Raw genomic sequence first — 13,632 nt, forward strand, 5'->3', positions numbered from 1 at the left:
CCACCGGTCGCAGCTTGGCCGGAACCGGTAGCGATCCAAGTTCCAAAAAGGCTTATGGCTGGCGGGTGGAGGCCTTGACGGCCGCCCCGCCCTTGAGATCCAGGTCGGTGGCCGAGGCCCCCACGGCAACCTGGTACTCGCCAGCCTTGACCTGCCAGGCGTGCGCGGCCTCATCGAAGCTGCCCAGCAGTCGGGTGTCGGCGGTGACGGTCACACGCTTCTTCTCTCCCGGGGCCAGGGCCACCTTGGACCAACCGATCAGGCGCTGGGTCTTGGTACCGGCGGCGTTGGTCAGATAGACCTGGGGCACGTCCTGGCCGGGACGCTTGCCGGTGTTGGTGACCTCGAAGCTGACGGTCAGGGTGTCGCCGCCCGTCACCTTCACGTCGCCATAGCTGAAGTGGCTGTAGCTAAGGCCGTAGCCGAAGGGGAACAGGGGCTTGGCCCCCGTCTTGGCGTAACGGCGATAGCCGATGTCAGCGCCCTCCGTATAGGTGATCTCCGCCGGGCTGAACTCCGGCTTGTCGGCGCCGGGGATGTCCTTGTGCAGCAACTGGCTGTCGTCCGCCGGGAAAGTGATGGGCAGGCGGCCGGAGGGGTTGGCGTCACCGAACAGGATGTCGGCGATGGCCTCACCGCCGCGGCTGCCGGGATACCAGGCCTCCACCACGCCGGCCACCTTGTCCAGCCAGGGCATGTGCACCGGCCCGCCCGTCTCCAGCACCACGATGGTATTGGGGTTGGCCGCGGCCACGGCGGCGATCAGGGCATCCTGGCCGTTGGGCAGGCTGAGGTCCGGCGCGTCGGCGCCCTCGCTCATCCACTGGGTGGCGAAGACGATGGCCACGTTCGTGGTCTTGGCCACGGCCGCCGCCTCAGCCGGATAGGAACCGTCGTTGAAGCGCACCGCCTTCTCCCCCGCCTTGGCGCGGATGGCCTTCAGGGGCGAGGACGCGTGATAGACCACGGTGCGGAAGGGGCCCATCATGCCGTCGCCGCCCAGGGGAATGCTGGCGCCCGGGCCCCCGTCCGACACCACCTGCGACGACCCGCCGCCCGACAGCACGCCGGCGTTGGCGAAACCGCCGATGACGGTGATGGTCTTGCCTTTCGTGGCCAGGGGCAGCACATCGCCCTTGTTCTTCAGCAGGACGATGCCTTCGGTCCCGGCCGCCTTGGTCACCTGGGCGTGGGCATCGAAATCGATGGACGCCTTGGCCGCCGGGTTGTCGAAGAGGCCGGCCGCGAACATGGAGCGCAGGATGCGCCGGGTCATGTCGGACAGGCGCTCGGCCGGGACCGTCTTGTCCTGGATGGCGGCCTTCAGCGGCTCATTGAACCAGACCTTGCCAGCCCCCCCTGGCGCCAGCAGCGCGTCGATCTGCTCCCCCGATTCCTGGTCCAGGCCGTTCACAGCCGCCTCGACGCCATGCACCGCACCCCAGTCGGACATGACCCAGCCGGGATAGGCCCAGTCGGTCTTCAGCACCTTGTTCAACAGGAAGGGATTGTCGCAGGCGTAGGCGCCGTTGACCTTGTTGTAGGCGCACATGACGGAGCCGGGCTTGCCCTTCTCGATGGCGATCTGGAAAGCCAGCAGATCGCTTTCGCGCGCCGCCGCCTCGCCGATCTTCACATCGATGGTCATGCGCTGGGTTTCCTGGTCGTTGACCGCGAAGTGCTTGATGGTGGAAACGACGTTCTGGTCCTGGATGCCCCGGATGGATTCACCGCCCAGGGTGCCGGCCAGCAAGGGATCCTCACCCAGATATTCGAAGTTGCGGCCGTTGCGCGGGTCGCGCGCCAGGTTGACGCCGCCGGCCAGCAGGACGTTCAGGCCCTTGGCGTGCGCCTCCTTGCCGATCATGGCGCCGCCCTTGTAAGCGGTCTCAGGGTTCCAGGTGGACGCGAGCGACAGGCCGGATGGCAGGGCCGTGGATGGGTCGCCCGGCCGCACGTTCATGGGGTTGGCGACACCCAGGCTGGCGTCGCTCTCCTGCAAGGCCGGGATGCCCAGGCGCGGCACGCCGGGGATGTAACCGGCGGATCCGATGGCGCCTTCCGGCAGCTTGGCGCCCAGGAAGGGCATGGCCATGGGCCCATGGACCAGGCCGATACGCTCATCCAGCGTCAGTTCCTTGTTCAACAGGTCGGCGCGCTGGTCCGGCGACAGCTTGGTGTCCATCCACGGCCGCGCCACCTCGGCGGCCAGGGCGGTGGTGGCCAACGGAGCGGCGAGCGAGAGCGACAGGGCCGTGCCCAGCAGCAGGCGGCGCATGCGATCGGTCATGGGGTGCGTTTCCATCCAGTTGTTTCTTTTGAAAGAAGGGGTCACGGCAGGCGTAGGCCGGCACCCATGGGGTACAGCGGGTCCTTGCTGTCGTGCGGCACGTCCGACGCCTGGGCCGCCACCGCCGCCATGCTGCGCGGCACCTCGAACGGCAGGTGCCCCTGCGCCGCCACCTTGCCGGTGACCACGTCCAGGAAGGCCCGATCGCTGACGCCGAAATCAACGTACAGGCGGGCGGCCTTGTCGCGGATGTTGGTCAGAATGGCCGGGCGGTCGAGATAGACGCTGACCACCGCCGGCACCTTGGCGGCGGCCACGGCCTTCAGCGCCTCATAGTCCGCGTTTCCATCATGGAACCCCAAGTCGCCCTCATGCTGCAGGCTGCCGAAGGTGTAGTTGGGGTGCAGGGTCTGGAAAGGGGCGGACAGGCGCAGAACGGCGACCTCCGCCTGTTTGGGATCGTCCACCACCGTCAGGCCGGCGGCCTTGGCGGCCTCCGCCGACACGCCGCGCAGGTAGACCTTGCGGCCCTTGAGCACCACCGGACTCTTGCCCGCCTCCAGCAAAACCATGGAGCGGGATTGCGCCGCCAGCCCCTCGGCCAGGAACTGCGGCGTGCCCACCACCTTGGCGGCGGCGGCGGCATCGACGTAGGGGTTTTCGAACAGGCCTTGCTGGAACTTCAGGGCCAGGATGCGGCGCACCGACTGGTCCAGCCGCGCCTCGGTCACCAGGCCCTGCTTCACGGCCGCCAGCAGGGGCGCGGGATCGTCCACGCCGCCGAACTGGTCCAGCCCCGCCTCCAGCCCCTTGGCGAAGCGCGCGGGGGTGGAGAGGTCCTCCACGCCCCAGGCGGTGGAGAAGTCCTTGAAGGTGGGCCGCTCACCGGCGGGGAAGCCATTGCGGCACACCGCGTTGCAGTCATTGGCGATGGCCCAGTCGGATAGGATGATGCCCTGGAAGCCATAGGTGCCGCGCAGCAGGTCGGTCAGGAGCCAATGATTGAAGCCCGCCCCCACCTGCTCCACCGGCTTTCCGTCCACCACCATCTCCTTCAGGACGGAATAGGTGGGCATCACCCCAGCGACATGGGCGGCAAAGGCGCCCTTGAAGGGCAGGACGTGCAGGTCGAAGTGGGCCGGCCGCACCAGGGAATAGCGGCCATAGCTGTTGTGGCTGTCGAAGCCCTCCGCCGCCGCGCCATAGCCCACCCAGTGCTTGACCACCGCCGAGACGCCGCTGACACCGGGGCCGTCGTCACCGCCCTGGAAACCCTCGACATAGGCCTGGACCAGGCGGCCGTCCAAGACGGGATCCTCGCCGAAGGTGCCGTTGATGCGGGACCAGCGCGGCTCCGTCGCCACGTCGGCCTGGGGCGACAGGGTCTGGTGGATACCCACCGCCCGGTATTCCTGGCGCGCGATGTCGGCGAAGCGGCGCACCAGGGCGGGGTCGCCGATGGCGCCCAGGCCCAGCGTCTCCGGCCATTGCGAGAAGCCGGCGGACAACTGGCTGGCGCCGGCCGTGACCTGGAAGTGGTTGCGCGGGTCGGTGCTGAGCGTCAGGGGGATACCCAGGCGTCCACCCTCCGCCACCGCCTGCAGGCGGTTGTCCTGCTCCGCCAACTGCTGGGGCGGCGTCGCCTGGCGGGTGATCAGGGTGGTGATGCCGAAGTCCCGGATCATGTGGGTGGCCAACGGGAAATCGTAGGGCCCGCGCATGGTGGCGAAGGTGAAGCCACCTTTCGGCGGAACCGTGCCGTGCAGCAGGGTGCCGGCCTTCTCCGCCACCGTCATGCGGCCCAGCAGGTCGGCCACGCGGGCGTCGACCGGCAGGCGCCAGTCCTCGTAAGGGTCCAGCGTGCCGTTACCGTTCAGGTCGCGGAAAGACAGGCCATCCACCGTCAGCAGCGGCTTTACCCGGCCGCCCAGCACCGGCTGTGGCGGTCCGCCAGCCGGTCCCCCCCCTAGCGCGGGGGCGGCCAGCAGCAGGCTCAAGGTCACCAAGGCGGTCAGGCGGCGGTGCTGCGAAGGCATGGGCTTTTCATCCCGTAAGGCGAAATGGAAAAAAGAGGCGTGCCGCCGGGGAAGGAAATTCCTGCGGCACGCCCAGGGGAAGTGAGGCGACAGGCCTCGGAGGAAGCGGGTTAGAAGTTGGCGGACACCCTCACGCCATAGGTGCGGGGTGGGGCGTAGGCACCGCTGCCGGCCAGGCGGTTGCCCGACCCGTTGGTGTCGGGGTTGGCCACGACCAGCACGGCGTTGTTCTCCAGGTTGCGGACATAGGCCATGACCCGCCAGCGCCGGTCGGCGTCGTCATAGGCCAGCGACAGGTTGGTCTTGGTGTAGGCCTTCTGCTCTGTGACGGCGAAGTTGCGGTAGTCCAGGTTCTGATCGCCGACATAGACGCTGTCGACGCGGGCCGTGATCATGGCGCCGGACGCCAGATCCCACATGTGCTGGTAGCCCAGGTTGATGGTCCATTCGGGCGACTTGGCCAGCGTGTTGCCGGTGTAGACGGCGGCGCTGTTGGGGTGGAAGACGTCGCCCGTGGCCAGGACGAAATCAGTGTAGCGGGCGTGGATGTAGGAGACGCTGCCGTCCACGCGGTCGCTCTGGGTCAGCAGGGCCGCCCCTTCCACCTCCACGCCGTAGACCTCGGCCGTGCCGGCGTTGACCGTGACGGTGGACGCCTGGCCCGCCACCTGGCCGATGGCACTGACCTGGAAGTCCTGATAGTCGTAGTAGAAGCCGGTCAGGTTCAGCTGCAGCTTCTTGTCCATGAACTGGTTCTTCACGCCGACCTCATAGGCGGTCAGCTTTTCCGGCTGGTAGGGGTTGTTGTTGGGCGGCTGGCCGTCGCCATAGCCGCCGGCCTTGTAGCCCGTGCCGATGGAGGCGTAGAGCATGCTGTCCGGCGCCAGATCGTACTCCGCACCCACCTTCCAGTTGGTGGAATGCCAGGTCAGGTCCGCGTCGTTGAGGTAGAGGGGGGAGCCGCCGACATAGGTGTTGCCGACAATGTGGCCGAAGGCCTCGGTGGCGCCGGTGCGGGCCTTGTTGTCCTCGGTGTAGCGCAGGCCGCCCGTCACCCGCAGACTGTCGGTGAGGCTGTAGGTCGCCTGGGCGAAGGCGGCCTTGGACTCCTCCGTCACCACCGGCTGGACGAAGGCCAGCGAGGTGATGCCGGCGATGGGGTCCAGCGCGAACAGGACGTCGTTGTTTTCCTTGAAGTAATAGAGGCCCGTCACCCACTTCAGCGGCCCGTCGCTGTTGGCAAGGCGCAGTTCGTGCGACATCTGGTCTTCATCGGACCGGAAGATGGTGGAGGCGCAAAGCGCGCCGGAGGGGGCGGCGCAGGTGGAACTCTGCGTGGAACCGCCATGGGTGTGGTCGGTGTCCGTGCGGTAGGCGCCGACATAGGTCAGGGTGGCGAAGCCCAAATCCCAGTCCGTGGTCAGCGACACACCCTTGTTGGTGTGGTTCAGGCTGCCGTCCGCCGACACTGGATAGGTATAGGGCGAGGCGAACTTGGCGTATTGGCCGATGGGGGCGGAGGCGTAGCCCACGCCGCCCTCATGGAAGATGTCCACCGACAGCAGGGCCTTGAACGTCTCGCTGGGCGTCAGCTGGACCTGCAGGCGGCCGGCCTGCGTATCCTCGTCATTGAAATTGCTGGAGCGGCCGTTGTTGGTGTAGCCGTCGTGCCGGCTGGTCTGGAAAGCGGCGCGCACGGCCAGCGTGTCGGTCAGCGGCACGTTCAGCATGCCGGAGGTCTGCAGGTTGTTGTAGTTGCCGTAGTCCAGCGACGCGTTCCCCTCGAACTTGTCGCTGGGGCGCTTGGTGATGACGTTGATGCTGCCCGCCGTGGCGTTGCGGCCGTACAGCGTGCCCTGGGGACCGCGCAGCACCTCGATACGGTCGATATCATAGAGCGCGCCAATGGCCGCACGGGACCGGGCCATATAGACGCCGTCGACGTTGAAGGCCACGGCGGGGTCGCCCACCTCGGTGTCGTTGGTGCTGCCGATGCCGCGGATGGCGATCTGGACGGACCCGCTGCCGTTGTTGCCCACGGCCAGGCCGGGAACCATGTTGTTCAGGTCGGTGGAGCTGGAAACGCCGCGCTGCTGCAGGGTGTCGCCGGAAAAGGCGGTGATGGCGATGGGTGTCTTCTGTGTCGTTTCCTGCCGCCGCTCGGCGGTGACGACGATGTCCTCCAGCTGCTGGGACGCGGCCTGGGCGCCCTGGGGGGCGTTTTGTGGGGCGGCGGTCTGGGCCAGGCCGGGGGTGGCGATCAGGCTGGCCAGCGCGGTGGCGGCCAGCAGGGTGTGGGTACGCATCTCTCCCAATACTCCCATTCTGCTTCTTTGTTCTTGTCGTCGTGAAGACGGGCCCCGGCTTCTGTGCCGAGCCTCTTTAGGACCCGCCTTGAGGATGAGCGATGCCTGCCCGGCCCTTGTCATCCAAGGGCCAGGCCGCACCCAAGCGGGTGCCCAAGCCGGCAGGCTTTCATCGCGTTGTCGGTGGCGCGGGGTGGCGGCTCAGGGCAAGGCCCCGCCGTTCACCGCCGCCCCATGGGGCGCGATGGCTCATATCCGATGATGTTTTTTAAAAGGGCGGCCGGCTTACCGGATGGCCCGGTCCTGGAACGCGCAAGCGTCACGCATGATCGTCTCTCCCGTTTGTTGGGCCCCGCCTTGTTGTTGTCCTTCGATCCAAGGGCTGAATGACAGCGCTGTCCCCGGTGTCGAAAAAATAAGGAGGCCTCGTTGGCCCTATTTTGTTATCATCCAGAACAACCCCACGCAAGAGGGTTTCTCAAAAACCGGCTGCAAGGACACGCCGTTTCGGCGCCGGCCCGCCGCCACCGGTTTCACGCACTATCTTTGCCGCCCGCCGATGCTATGATCCCGCCGCTTTCAGGAGGCGGGGCACAAACCTCCGGAATGGCAAGGGGGCAGCGGTCTGGTTGGAGGTTCGGGGCGTTGAGCAAGGCCACCATTTATGATGTCGCCCGCGTGGCCAACGTCTCCATCAAGACGGTGTCCCGCGTGCTGAACGGGGAGCCCAAGGCCAGCGCGGAGACGCGCGCCCGGGTGATGGAGGCGGCGCGCAGCCTGAACTACACGCCCAGCCTGTCGGCCCGCGCCCTGTCGGGATCGCGCAGCTTCCTGATCGCGCTGGTCTCCTCCGGCGGGGTGTCGGACAACGCCATGCTGTACGTGACCGAACTGCAGATGGGTGCCATCCAGGCCTGCCGCGCCGGCGGTTACCACCTGCTGACGGAATACATCGACCTGGGCGCCTCCGACTTTACCGCCCTGACGGAGACCCTGGTTTCCACCCTGCGCGTCGATGGCGTTATCCTGATCCCCCCCCTGTGCGACGATCCCCAGTTGTTGTCCCTGCTGGCACGGCGCGGTGTCACCTGCGTGCGCATCTCCCCCACCCTGGACAGCAGCGCGGAGGAGAAATGGGGCTGGGGTGTCGACATCGACAATTACCAGGCGGCATTCCAGATGACGCGCCATCTGATGGACCAAGGGCACCGCGACATCGGCTTCATCCAGGGCCACCCCAAGCACGCGGCGGCTGCCCAGCGTGAGGCGGGCTATCGCGACGCCCTGTTCGACGGCGGGCCCATCCCCGATCGCCTGATCCAGCCGGGCCTGTTCACCTTCGACAGCGGCCTGTCGGCCGCCCGCGCCCTGCTGGAACAACCGCGGCGCCCCACCGCCATCTTCGCCGCCAACGACAGCATGGCCATGGCCGTCCTGTCCGTGGCCTACAAGATGGGCATCCCGGTGCCGGGCGCCCTGTCGGTGGCCGGCATCGACGATCTGCCGGCCGCCAGCGTCGTTTGCCCGCCGCTGACCACTGTGCGCCAGCCGGTGATGGAAATGGGCGCCGCCGCCGCCCGCTTCATCATCGACCGCACCGCCGGCCAGGTGGGCAGCTACCTGAAGAAGGTGTTCGACCACAGCCTGGTGGTCCGCGAGTCCACCGCCCCGCCGGCGTGAAGCCGGCGGCGGCGTCGCTGTAGCCTTCCAGCCCGCGAAAATGGGCCCGGCGCCAGGGGAAAGGCTCGATTTTTCCTGGCCGCGCCCGGCTATTTCCGTTACAAACCGCGCCCCCATTTCAAAAACCGATCCTTTCGGCCGTCGTTGGAGCGCGCACCATGGGCTATTGCGGCCTGGACTTTGGAACGTCGAACAGCACCCTGGGCGTCGTCGAGGATGGCCAGGCCCGCCTGCTGCCGCTGGAGGGTGAGGAGACCACCCTGCCCAGCGCGCTGTTCTTCGACTTCGCCGCCAAGCGCGAAGAGTTCGGGCGCGCCGCCATCCAAATCTATGCCGAGTGGGCCGACGGCCGCCTCATGCGCTCGCTGAAGTCGGTACTGGGTACCGACCTGATCGACATGGAAACCCAGCTGGACCGGCGGCGCATCCGCTTCCGCGACGTGCTGAAGACCCTGCTGACGGAGATCAAGCGCCGGGCGGAGGAACAGGTCGGCCACCCCCTGACCCAGGTGGTCCACGGCCGCCCCGTGCATTTCGTGGACGGTGACGACGCGGCCGACCGCCGGGCGGAAACAGCCCTGGCGGAAATCGCGCGCGACATCGGCTACACCGACATCTCCTTCCAGTTCGAGCCCATCGCCGCCGCCCTGGATTACGAGCGCCAGGTGAATGCGGAAGAGATCGCGCTGATCGCCGACATCGGCGGCGGCACCTCCGACTTTTCCATCGTGCGCATCGGACCGGATCGGCGGGAGGCCGCCGACCGGGGCCAGGACATCCTGGCCAGCACCGGCGTGCGCATCGGCGGCACCGACTTCGATCGCCTGCTGTCGCTGCACGGCGTCATGCCGCGCCTGGGCTACCAGTCGCCGATGAAGCGCGCCGGCCTGCTGGCGCCCAACAGCTATTTCAACGACCTGGCCACCTGGTCCAAGATCAACTTCCTCTATGCCCCCAAAGTGATGGCGGAACTGCGCCAAGTACTGCGCGAGTCCGCGAAGCCCGACCTGATCGGCCGGCTGATCCATGTGGTGGAGGAGCACTTGGGCCACCGCGTCGCCATGACGGTGGAGCGCACCAAGATCCGCCTCAGCGCCACGGCGGCCCAGTCGGGAGGGGCAGACGTGGTGGTGGACATCCCGTTCGACTTCATCGAGCGGGGCCTGACCATCCCCTTCACCGTGCCCGGCTTCGCCGCCGCCACCACGCCGTTGACCGACGGCATCGCCGGCATGATCCGCAAGGCGCTGGGCGACAGCGGCCTCACGCGCGACAAGATCGACGCCGTGTTCCTGACCGGCGGGTCCACCCTGCTGCCCAATGTGCGCGCCAGCATCCTGGCGGAACTGCCGGAGGCCCGGGTGGTCGAGGGCGACAAGTTCGGCTCCGTCGGCCTGGGCCTGACGCTGGAGGCCCATCGGCGCTATCGTTAAGGCAGGCAGAAAAACACCCGCCGGCGGTGTCGCGGGCGAGTGTTTTTCCTAAAGGCACGCGGGAAACGCCCGATCACGGGGTGTCCTTACGGGCCTCCTTGCTGATGGCGTGGCCGGTGGCGGAGATATCCTCGCCGGCGCCCTCGGTGGTATGGCAGGCGCTGACCAGCGCCCCCATGCCCAGCATGGACAAAAGAACAAGCGCGCGGAGTTTCGTAGTCATCGTGGCCCTCCTTGATGGGCTAGGGGTTGCATTCACTTGCGGTCGGCGCGACTGCCGGGGCTTCCGACAATCAATCCGGCCACCACGGCCGCCAGCAAGGCTGGCACCTTGTGTTTGACCACCAGGCGCTGGGCTTCGGTCAGCAGCACCTCGGGATCCAAATCCAGGGCGGGATGCACCGCCGGCGGGGCCGGCGGCTCACGACGGCCGACCAGCAGCCGCATCACCACCAGCAGCACCAGGCACAGTACGATCAGGGCCAGCGCCACCAGTGCGGGTGTCCAGACCGGGCCCATCTGCGGCTCCAGCCCGGCCCACAGCGCGGCGCAGAGCAGGCCCACCGCCGCGATGACGGCCAGCATGGCCAGCACGCCGGTGATGACGACCGTGACGACACCATCGACCAGCGGCGCCGGAGAGGACCGGTGCACCGGACCAAAGGGGATCACCCCCAGTTGCGACAAGGCCATAACGGCCAGCTTGGTCCAGCCTTCCATCACCGGTCCCCCTTATGCGGCGCTTATTGTCCAGCCACGCCCGCCCGCCTCAGCGGGACAGCAGGCGGCTGGCGATGAAACCGGCGGAGAAGGCCAGCAGCAGGCTGGTGATGGGCTGCGCCTCCACCTGCGTACCCACGGCCTTGGCCGCCGCCTCGCCCTTCGCCGCCAGCGTCTTGTAGAGATCGCTGGCTTCGGCCTTGATGGCGCTGGACAGGTGGTCGGCATCCTCACGCGCGGCATCGCGCACGGAACGGGCGGCGGTGGCGGCGGCGTCGATGGTTTCGCTCTTCATCGTCCTTCTCCTTCGTCGGTTGGGGGACGTCGATCGCTCGCGTCCCCCTCAGATTTGGCGAGCCCCGGTTGAAAGGGGCCCGCCGGATCTGGCGTCACGCGCCGCCGGTCAGCGGCGTTCCAGCGCGTGCTTCAGGGTGCTCATCTGGTCGTGGTCGGCCTTGATGCTGTCGTAGCAGGTGGCGACCACTTCGCGCGCCGGCATGGGCAGGTCGCCCTGCAGTGCCTTCTCGAAGCTGGACTTGATGTCGTCCTCGCCCGCCTCGACGGCGGCGACGACGCTCTGGTCGCTGCCGGTGACGGCATTCTTCAGGTTCACGAACATGCGACGGGCGGCCCCCAGCACCGTGCCGTCGGTTTCCGGCTGGCCGCCCAGGCTGATGACCTCGGCCTGCAGGGCGGTGGTCAGCTGGCGGCGCTGGCGGGCGCGGGTGGCAAACAGCGTCTTGAAGCTGTCGTTGGTCGCCTCTTCCGCGGCGTCCTTGTAGCCAAGGGCGCTGTCCAGGGTCTTCTCGATCAGGTCATTCAACACCTTGACGGAGTGCTCGGTGGCGGCGGGGGGGACGCTGGGGGGAACCGTGGGCGGGATCATGGTCTGCTCCTCTCCTTGGGTGATTGCCATGTCGGGATCGTATTATTTGTCCCAACGGCTAATAAACAAACTCCGCATAAGAAGCGTTGCGCAGAAATTGTTTGCTATATCTTTATCAATAAATTTAGCCAGTTATTCATAGTGTATAATGTTCTGTCTAAGCTTTGAGGCAAATCAATTACTGGACAACCTTCTGCCTAGACCGAACGGGCCAGCCTTCATCCGTAGATATACGCTGACGTCGTCCGGATGCTTCCGGGTGAAGAGGGGCGGCACACCACCCCTCCCCTTTAGGTGAACAACGTCAGCGTATGGTCGCCAAGTTCTTGCGCAGGCCGTCGGCGTCGGCATTCTTGGCGCTGCGGGCCGAGACGATCGCCGACACCGATTCCGGCTTGCCGTAATAGGCCTCGTTCCAGCTGTCGCGCGGCTTCAGGACCGAGCCGTTGAGCGTCAGGCCGGCATAGGCGCCGCTGGCCGAGGACCAGACGATGATGTCGCCGCTCATCGAGGTACCGGTGGCGGCCTCGGCGGTGGAGCCCAAGGTCACCACGGCCAGGCCCGCCTGGGCACCGATCTTGAATTCATCCTGCAGGACGGACGACAAGGCCTTGTCGCTCATGATGAACAGGACCAGCTCTGCCTGCTCCACACCGATCTGCAGGCCGAAGGAGGCCGAGCCCAGGGTGTAGAAGGCGGGATAGCTGAATTCGCCGTTGGGGCCCCGCGTCAGCAGCACGGCGTCGCCGCCCTCGCCGCCCACGAAGAAGCCGCCCTTGATCAGCTGCGGCACGATCAGCACGCCCTTGGCGCGCTTCATCAACTCACGGGCGTTGCCGAATTCCTTGTCCTTGCGCAGGTCGTCAACGGTGACGCGGGCACGCTCCACCAGGTTGCTCTGGTCGGTGCCATGCGAGGCGACGGCGGCCAGCGCGTGCGGCGCGGTCGCGGTCATGGCGCCGAAAACCATCAGGGCCGACAGGGCGGCGGGAATGACTCGGGACTGCAGGGACGGCTTGGCCGCCGTCGAGATGTGCGACACAGGCATCATGGTCACTCCGTTATTGGGCCGGCCGGGGGCACCGGCCAAGCCATCGCCGCTGAGGGTCCAGCCGGCGGGGATGGTGGACGGGAACGGCCGAACCGGTCGCTCCCTTTGCTGTTTCAAAGCACTCGCCAATAAGGTCAGGGACCCCGCCGCAGCGCGGGGGGTGACGGCGTTCACGCCGTCACCGGTCCAGCGGCGGGCGCAGCGGCAGACCACCGCCGCCCTATCAGTCCAGAGCCTTCTTGGCGGTATCCTTCAGGGCCTTGCCGGCTTCCTGGATCTTGCCGGCGGCGTTCTGGGCGTGGCCTTCGACCTTCTTGGCCTTGCCTTCCGCCGCCATCTGGTCGTCACCGATGACCTTGCCGGCCGCTTCCTTCACGGCGCCACCGGCGATCTTGGCATTACCCTCAATACGGTTCTTGTTCATGGTCGTCTTCCTCACTTGGGGTTGAAGTGCCACTTGGGTTGAAGAACAGGACCGCCGCTCACCCCCGCCCGGGACACTTCCCAGGACGGTCATGACGGGGCTCCCGCGGGTCCATCTGGGGCGCCTGTTCCAATAGGGACAGGCGATTTCCCAAGAGTTGGTCCGTCAATAGCCAGTCAATGTTCGACACGCCTTATGGCGGCAATGTGGCGCGCCTAGGTGGATCATGCGGCAATTATCGTTGGGAAATGAAGTAGGATATTGGAAAAGAAGGACATTATTTATTTCGTCATCGCCACGATGGCCACACTCCAAACCCATATGACCTACCGCCTATGCCATCCATTTTACTTACACCCCAACCCGGTAATCCGGGATACGTCGGGCGCTTAGGCATTTAGGGTCGAATTATGTAGGCCCCTTTTCTTTGGCGGATAGACGGTTTTTCATGCCGACGGGACTTTAAAAACATGTTTTGGTCACAATGAATTTCCATCATCCGTACGCCTTCGAATTCTGGAGAGAGGCCGCTATGAACCTTGGAACCATCATCCTGATCATTCTAATACTGTTCCTGATCGGCGCCTTGCCCACCTGGCCGCATAGCGTCAACTGGGGCTACTACCCGGCCGGCGGCCTGGGCACGCTGATCGTCATCGTGCTGGTCCTCATCCTGATCGGCCGGTTGTAGGACGGCCAGTCCAGACGGGCTTTGACGGCCCCGGCGCTGACCCGCGCCGGGGCCGTTCGTGTATGCGGGCGCTGGCCCTGCACCCACAGCTAGCGGACGAGATACCCTTATGGAT

At 66.5% G+C, this 13,632-nt stretch carries 12 protein-coding genes; 3 read left to right on the forward strand and 9 right to left on the reverse strand.

Going from position 1 to position 13,632, the window contains the following annotated elements:
* Positions 1 to 52: 52 nt before the first annotated feature.
* From FBZ88_RS00785 to FBZ88_RS00795, 3 genes are all read right to left on the reverse strand, one after another.
* Positions 53 to 2,290 (reverse strand): beta-glucosidase, encoded by a 2,238-nt coding sequence (locus FBZ88_RS00785; protein WP_246138434.1) that lies wholly within the window; start codon positions 2,288 to 2,290, stop codon positions 53 to 55.
* Positions 2,291 to 2,331: 41 nt separating this feature from the next.
* Positions 2,332 to 4,326: a glycoside hydrolase family 3 protein gene (locus tag FBZ88_RS00790; RefSeq protein WP_186464130.1), complete on the reverse strand. Its 1,995-nt coding sequence runs from the start codon at positions 4,324 to 4,326 to the stop codon at positions 2,332 to 2,334.
* A 110-nt stretch (positions 4,327 to 4,436) separates the two neighbouring features.
* Positions 4,437 to 6,632 carry a TonB-dependent receptor gene (locus FBZ88_RS00795; protein WP_145614966.1) on the reverse strand — a complete coding sequence of 732 codons (2,196 nt, stop codon included), beginning with the start codon at positions 6,630 to 6,632 and terminating at the stop codon, positions 4,437 to 4,439.
* 645 nt (positions 6,633 to 7,277) lie between these two features.
* Here FBZ88_RS00795 and FBZ88_RS00800 point away from each other — a divergent pair.
* Together FBZ88_RS00800 and FBZ88_RS00805 are read left to right on the forward strand one after the other, a co-directional pair.
* The gene (locus tag FBZ88_RS00800) at positions 7,278 to 8,312 is read left to right on the forward strand and encodes a LacI family DNA-binding transcriptional regulator (protein ID WP_211102466.1); all 1,035 of its coding nucleotides are present in this window, start codon (positions 7,278 to 7,280) and stop codon (positions 8,310 to 8,312) included.
* Between the two features lie 158 nt (positions 8,313 to 8,470).
* Positions 8,471 to 9,745 (forward strand): Hsp70 family protein, encoded by a 1,275-nt coding sequence (locus FBZ88_RS00805; protein WP_145614968.1) that lies wholly within the window; start codon positions 8,471 to 8,473, stop codon positions 9,743 to 9,745.
* 73 nt (positions 9,746 to 9,818) lie between these two features.
* Here the strand turns inward: FBZ88_RS00805 and FBZ88_RS00810 are convergent, their stop codons facing one another.
* The 6 genes from FBZ88_RS00810 to FBZ88_RS00835 form a co-directional block, all read right to left on the reverse strand.
* Positions 9,819 to 9,968 (reverse strand): entericidin A/B family lipoprotein, encoded by a 150-nt coding sequence (locus FBZ88_RS00810; RefSeq protein ID WP_145614969.1) that lies wholly within the window; start codon positions 9,966 to 9,968, stop codon positions 9,819 to 9,821.
* 32 nt (positions 9,969 to 10,000) lie between these two features.
* Positions 10,001 to 10,465: a hypothetical protein gene (locus FBZ88_RS00815; protein WP_145614970.1), complete on the reverse strand. Its 465-nt coding sequence runs from the start codon at positions 10,463 to 10,465 to the stop codon at positions 10,001 to 10,003.
* Positions 10,466 to 10,514: 49 nt separating this feature from the next.
* Positions 10,515 to 10,760, reverse strand: a complete 246-nt coding sequence (locus FBZ88_RS00820) for a hypothetical protein (protein WP_145610110.1) — start codon at positions 10,758 to 10,760, stop codon at positions 10,515 to 10,517.
* A gap of 108 nt (positions 10,761 to 10,868) precedes the next feature.
* The gene (locus FBZ88_RS00825; RefSeq protein ID WP_145614971.1) at positions 10,869 to 11,351 is read right to left on the reverse strand and encodes a ferritin-like domain-containing protein; all 483 of its coding nucleotides are present in this window, start codon (positions 11,349 to 11,351) and stop codon (positions 10,869 to 10,871) included.
* Positions 11,352 to 11,655: 304 nt separating this feature from the next.
* Entirely contained in the window at positions 11,656 to 12,402 is a 747-nt protein-coding gene (locus tag FBZ88_RS00830; RefSeq protein WP_145614972.1) for a lipid-binding SYLF domain-containing protein, read from the reverse strand.
* Between the two features lie 223 nt (positions 12,403 to 12,625).
* Complete coding sequence (locus tag FBZ88_RS00835; protein WP_088873218.1) at positions 12,626 to 12,826, reverse strand: CsbD family protein; 201 nt, start codon at positions 12,824 to 12,826, stop codon at positions 12,626 to 12,628.
* A 532-nt stretch (positions 12,827 to 13,358) separates the two neighbouring features.
* On the opposite strand from FBZ88_RS00835, the gene FBZ88_RS00840 reads away from it, so the two are divergent.
* Positions 13,359 to 13,517, forward strand: a complete 159-nt coding sequence (locus FBZ88_RS00840; RefSeq protein ID WP_040843864.1) for a DUF3309 family protein — start codon at positions 13,359 to 13,361, stop codon at positions 13,515 to 13,517.
* The last annotated feature ends 115 nt before the right edge of the window (positions 13,518 to 13,632 follow it).

Origin of the sequence: Nitrospirillum bahiense (assembly GCF_007828025.1) — a bacterium.
GTDB classification, from domain to species: Bacteria; Pseudomonadota; Alphaproteobacteria; order Azospirillales; family Azospirillaceae; genus Nitrospirillum; species Nitrospirillum amazonense.

What these genes read in the sequence shown, in the direction of transcription:
- FBZ88_RS00785 (WP_246138434.1), bottom strand. Translation starts at nt 2,290, where the DNA reads ATGACCGATCGCATGCGCCGCCTGCTGCTGGGCACGGCCCTGTCGCTC.
- FBZ88_RS00790 (WP_186464130.1), bottom strand. Translation starts at nt 4,326, where the DNA reads ATGCCTTCGCAGCACCGCCGCCTGACCGCCTTGGTGACCTTGAGCCTG.
- FBZ88_RS00795 (WP_145614966.1), bottom strand. Translation starts at nt 6,632, where the DNA reads ATGCGTACCCACACCCTGCTGGCCGCCACCGCGCTGGCCAGCCTGATC.
- FBZ88_RS00805 (WP_145614968.1), top strand. Translation starts at nt 8,471, where the DNA reads ATGGGCTATTGCGGCCTGGACTTTGGAACGTCGAACAGCACCCTGGGC.
- FBZ88_RS00810 (WP_145614969.1), bottom strand. Translation starts at nt 9,968, where the DNA reads ATGACTACGAAACTCCGCGCGCTTGTTCTTTTGTCCATGCTGGGCATG.
- FBZ88_RS00815 (WP_145614970.1), bottom strand. Translation starts at nt 10,465, where the DNA reads ATGGAAGGCTGGACCAAGCTGGCCGTTATGGCCTTGTCGCAACTGGGG.
- FBZ88_RS00820 (WP_145610110.1), bottom strand. Translation starts at nt 10,760, where the DNA reads ATGAAGAGCGAAACCATCGACGCCGCCGCCACCGCCGCCCGTTCCGTG.
- FBZ88_RS00825 (WP_145614971.1), bottom strand. Translation starts at nt 11,351, where the DNA reads ATGATCCCGCCCACGGTTCCCCCCAGCGTCCCCCCCGCCGCCACCGAG.
- FBZ88_RS00830 (WP_145614972.1), bottom strand. Translation starts at nt 12,402, where the DNA reads ATGATGCCTGTGTCGCACATCTCGACGGCGGCCAAGCCGTCCCTGCAG.
- FBZ88_RS00835 (WP_088873218.1), bottom strand. Translation starts at nt 12,826, where the DNA reads ATGAACAAGAACCGTATTGAGGGTAATGCCAAGATCGCCGGTGGCGCC.
- FBZ88_RS00840 (WP_040843864.1), top strand. Translation starts at nt 13,359, where the DNA reads ATGAACCTTGGAACCATCATCCTGATCATTCTAATACTGTTCCTGATC.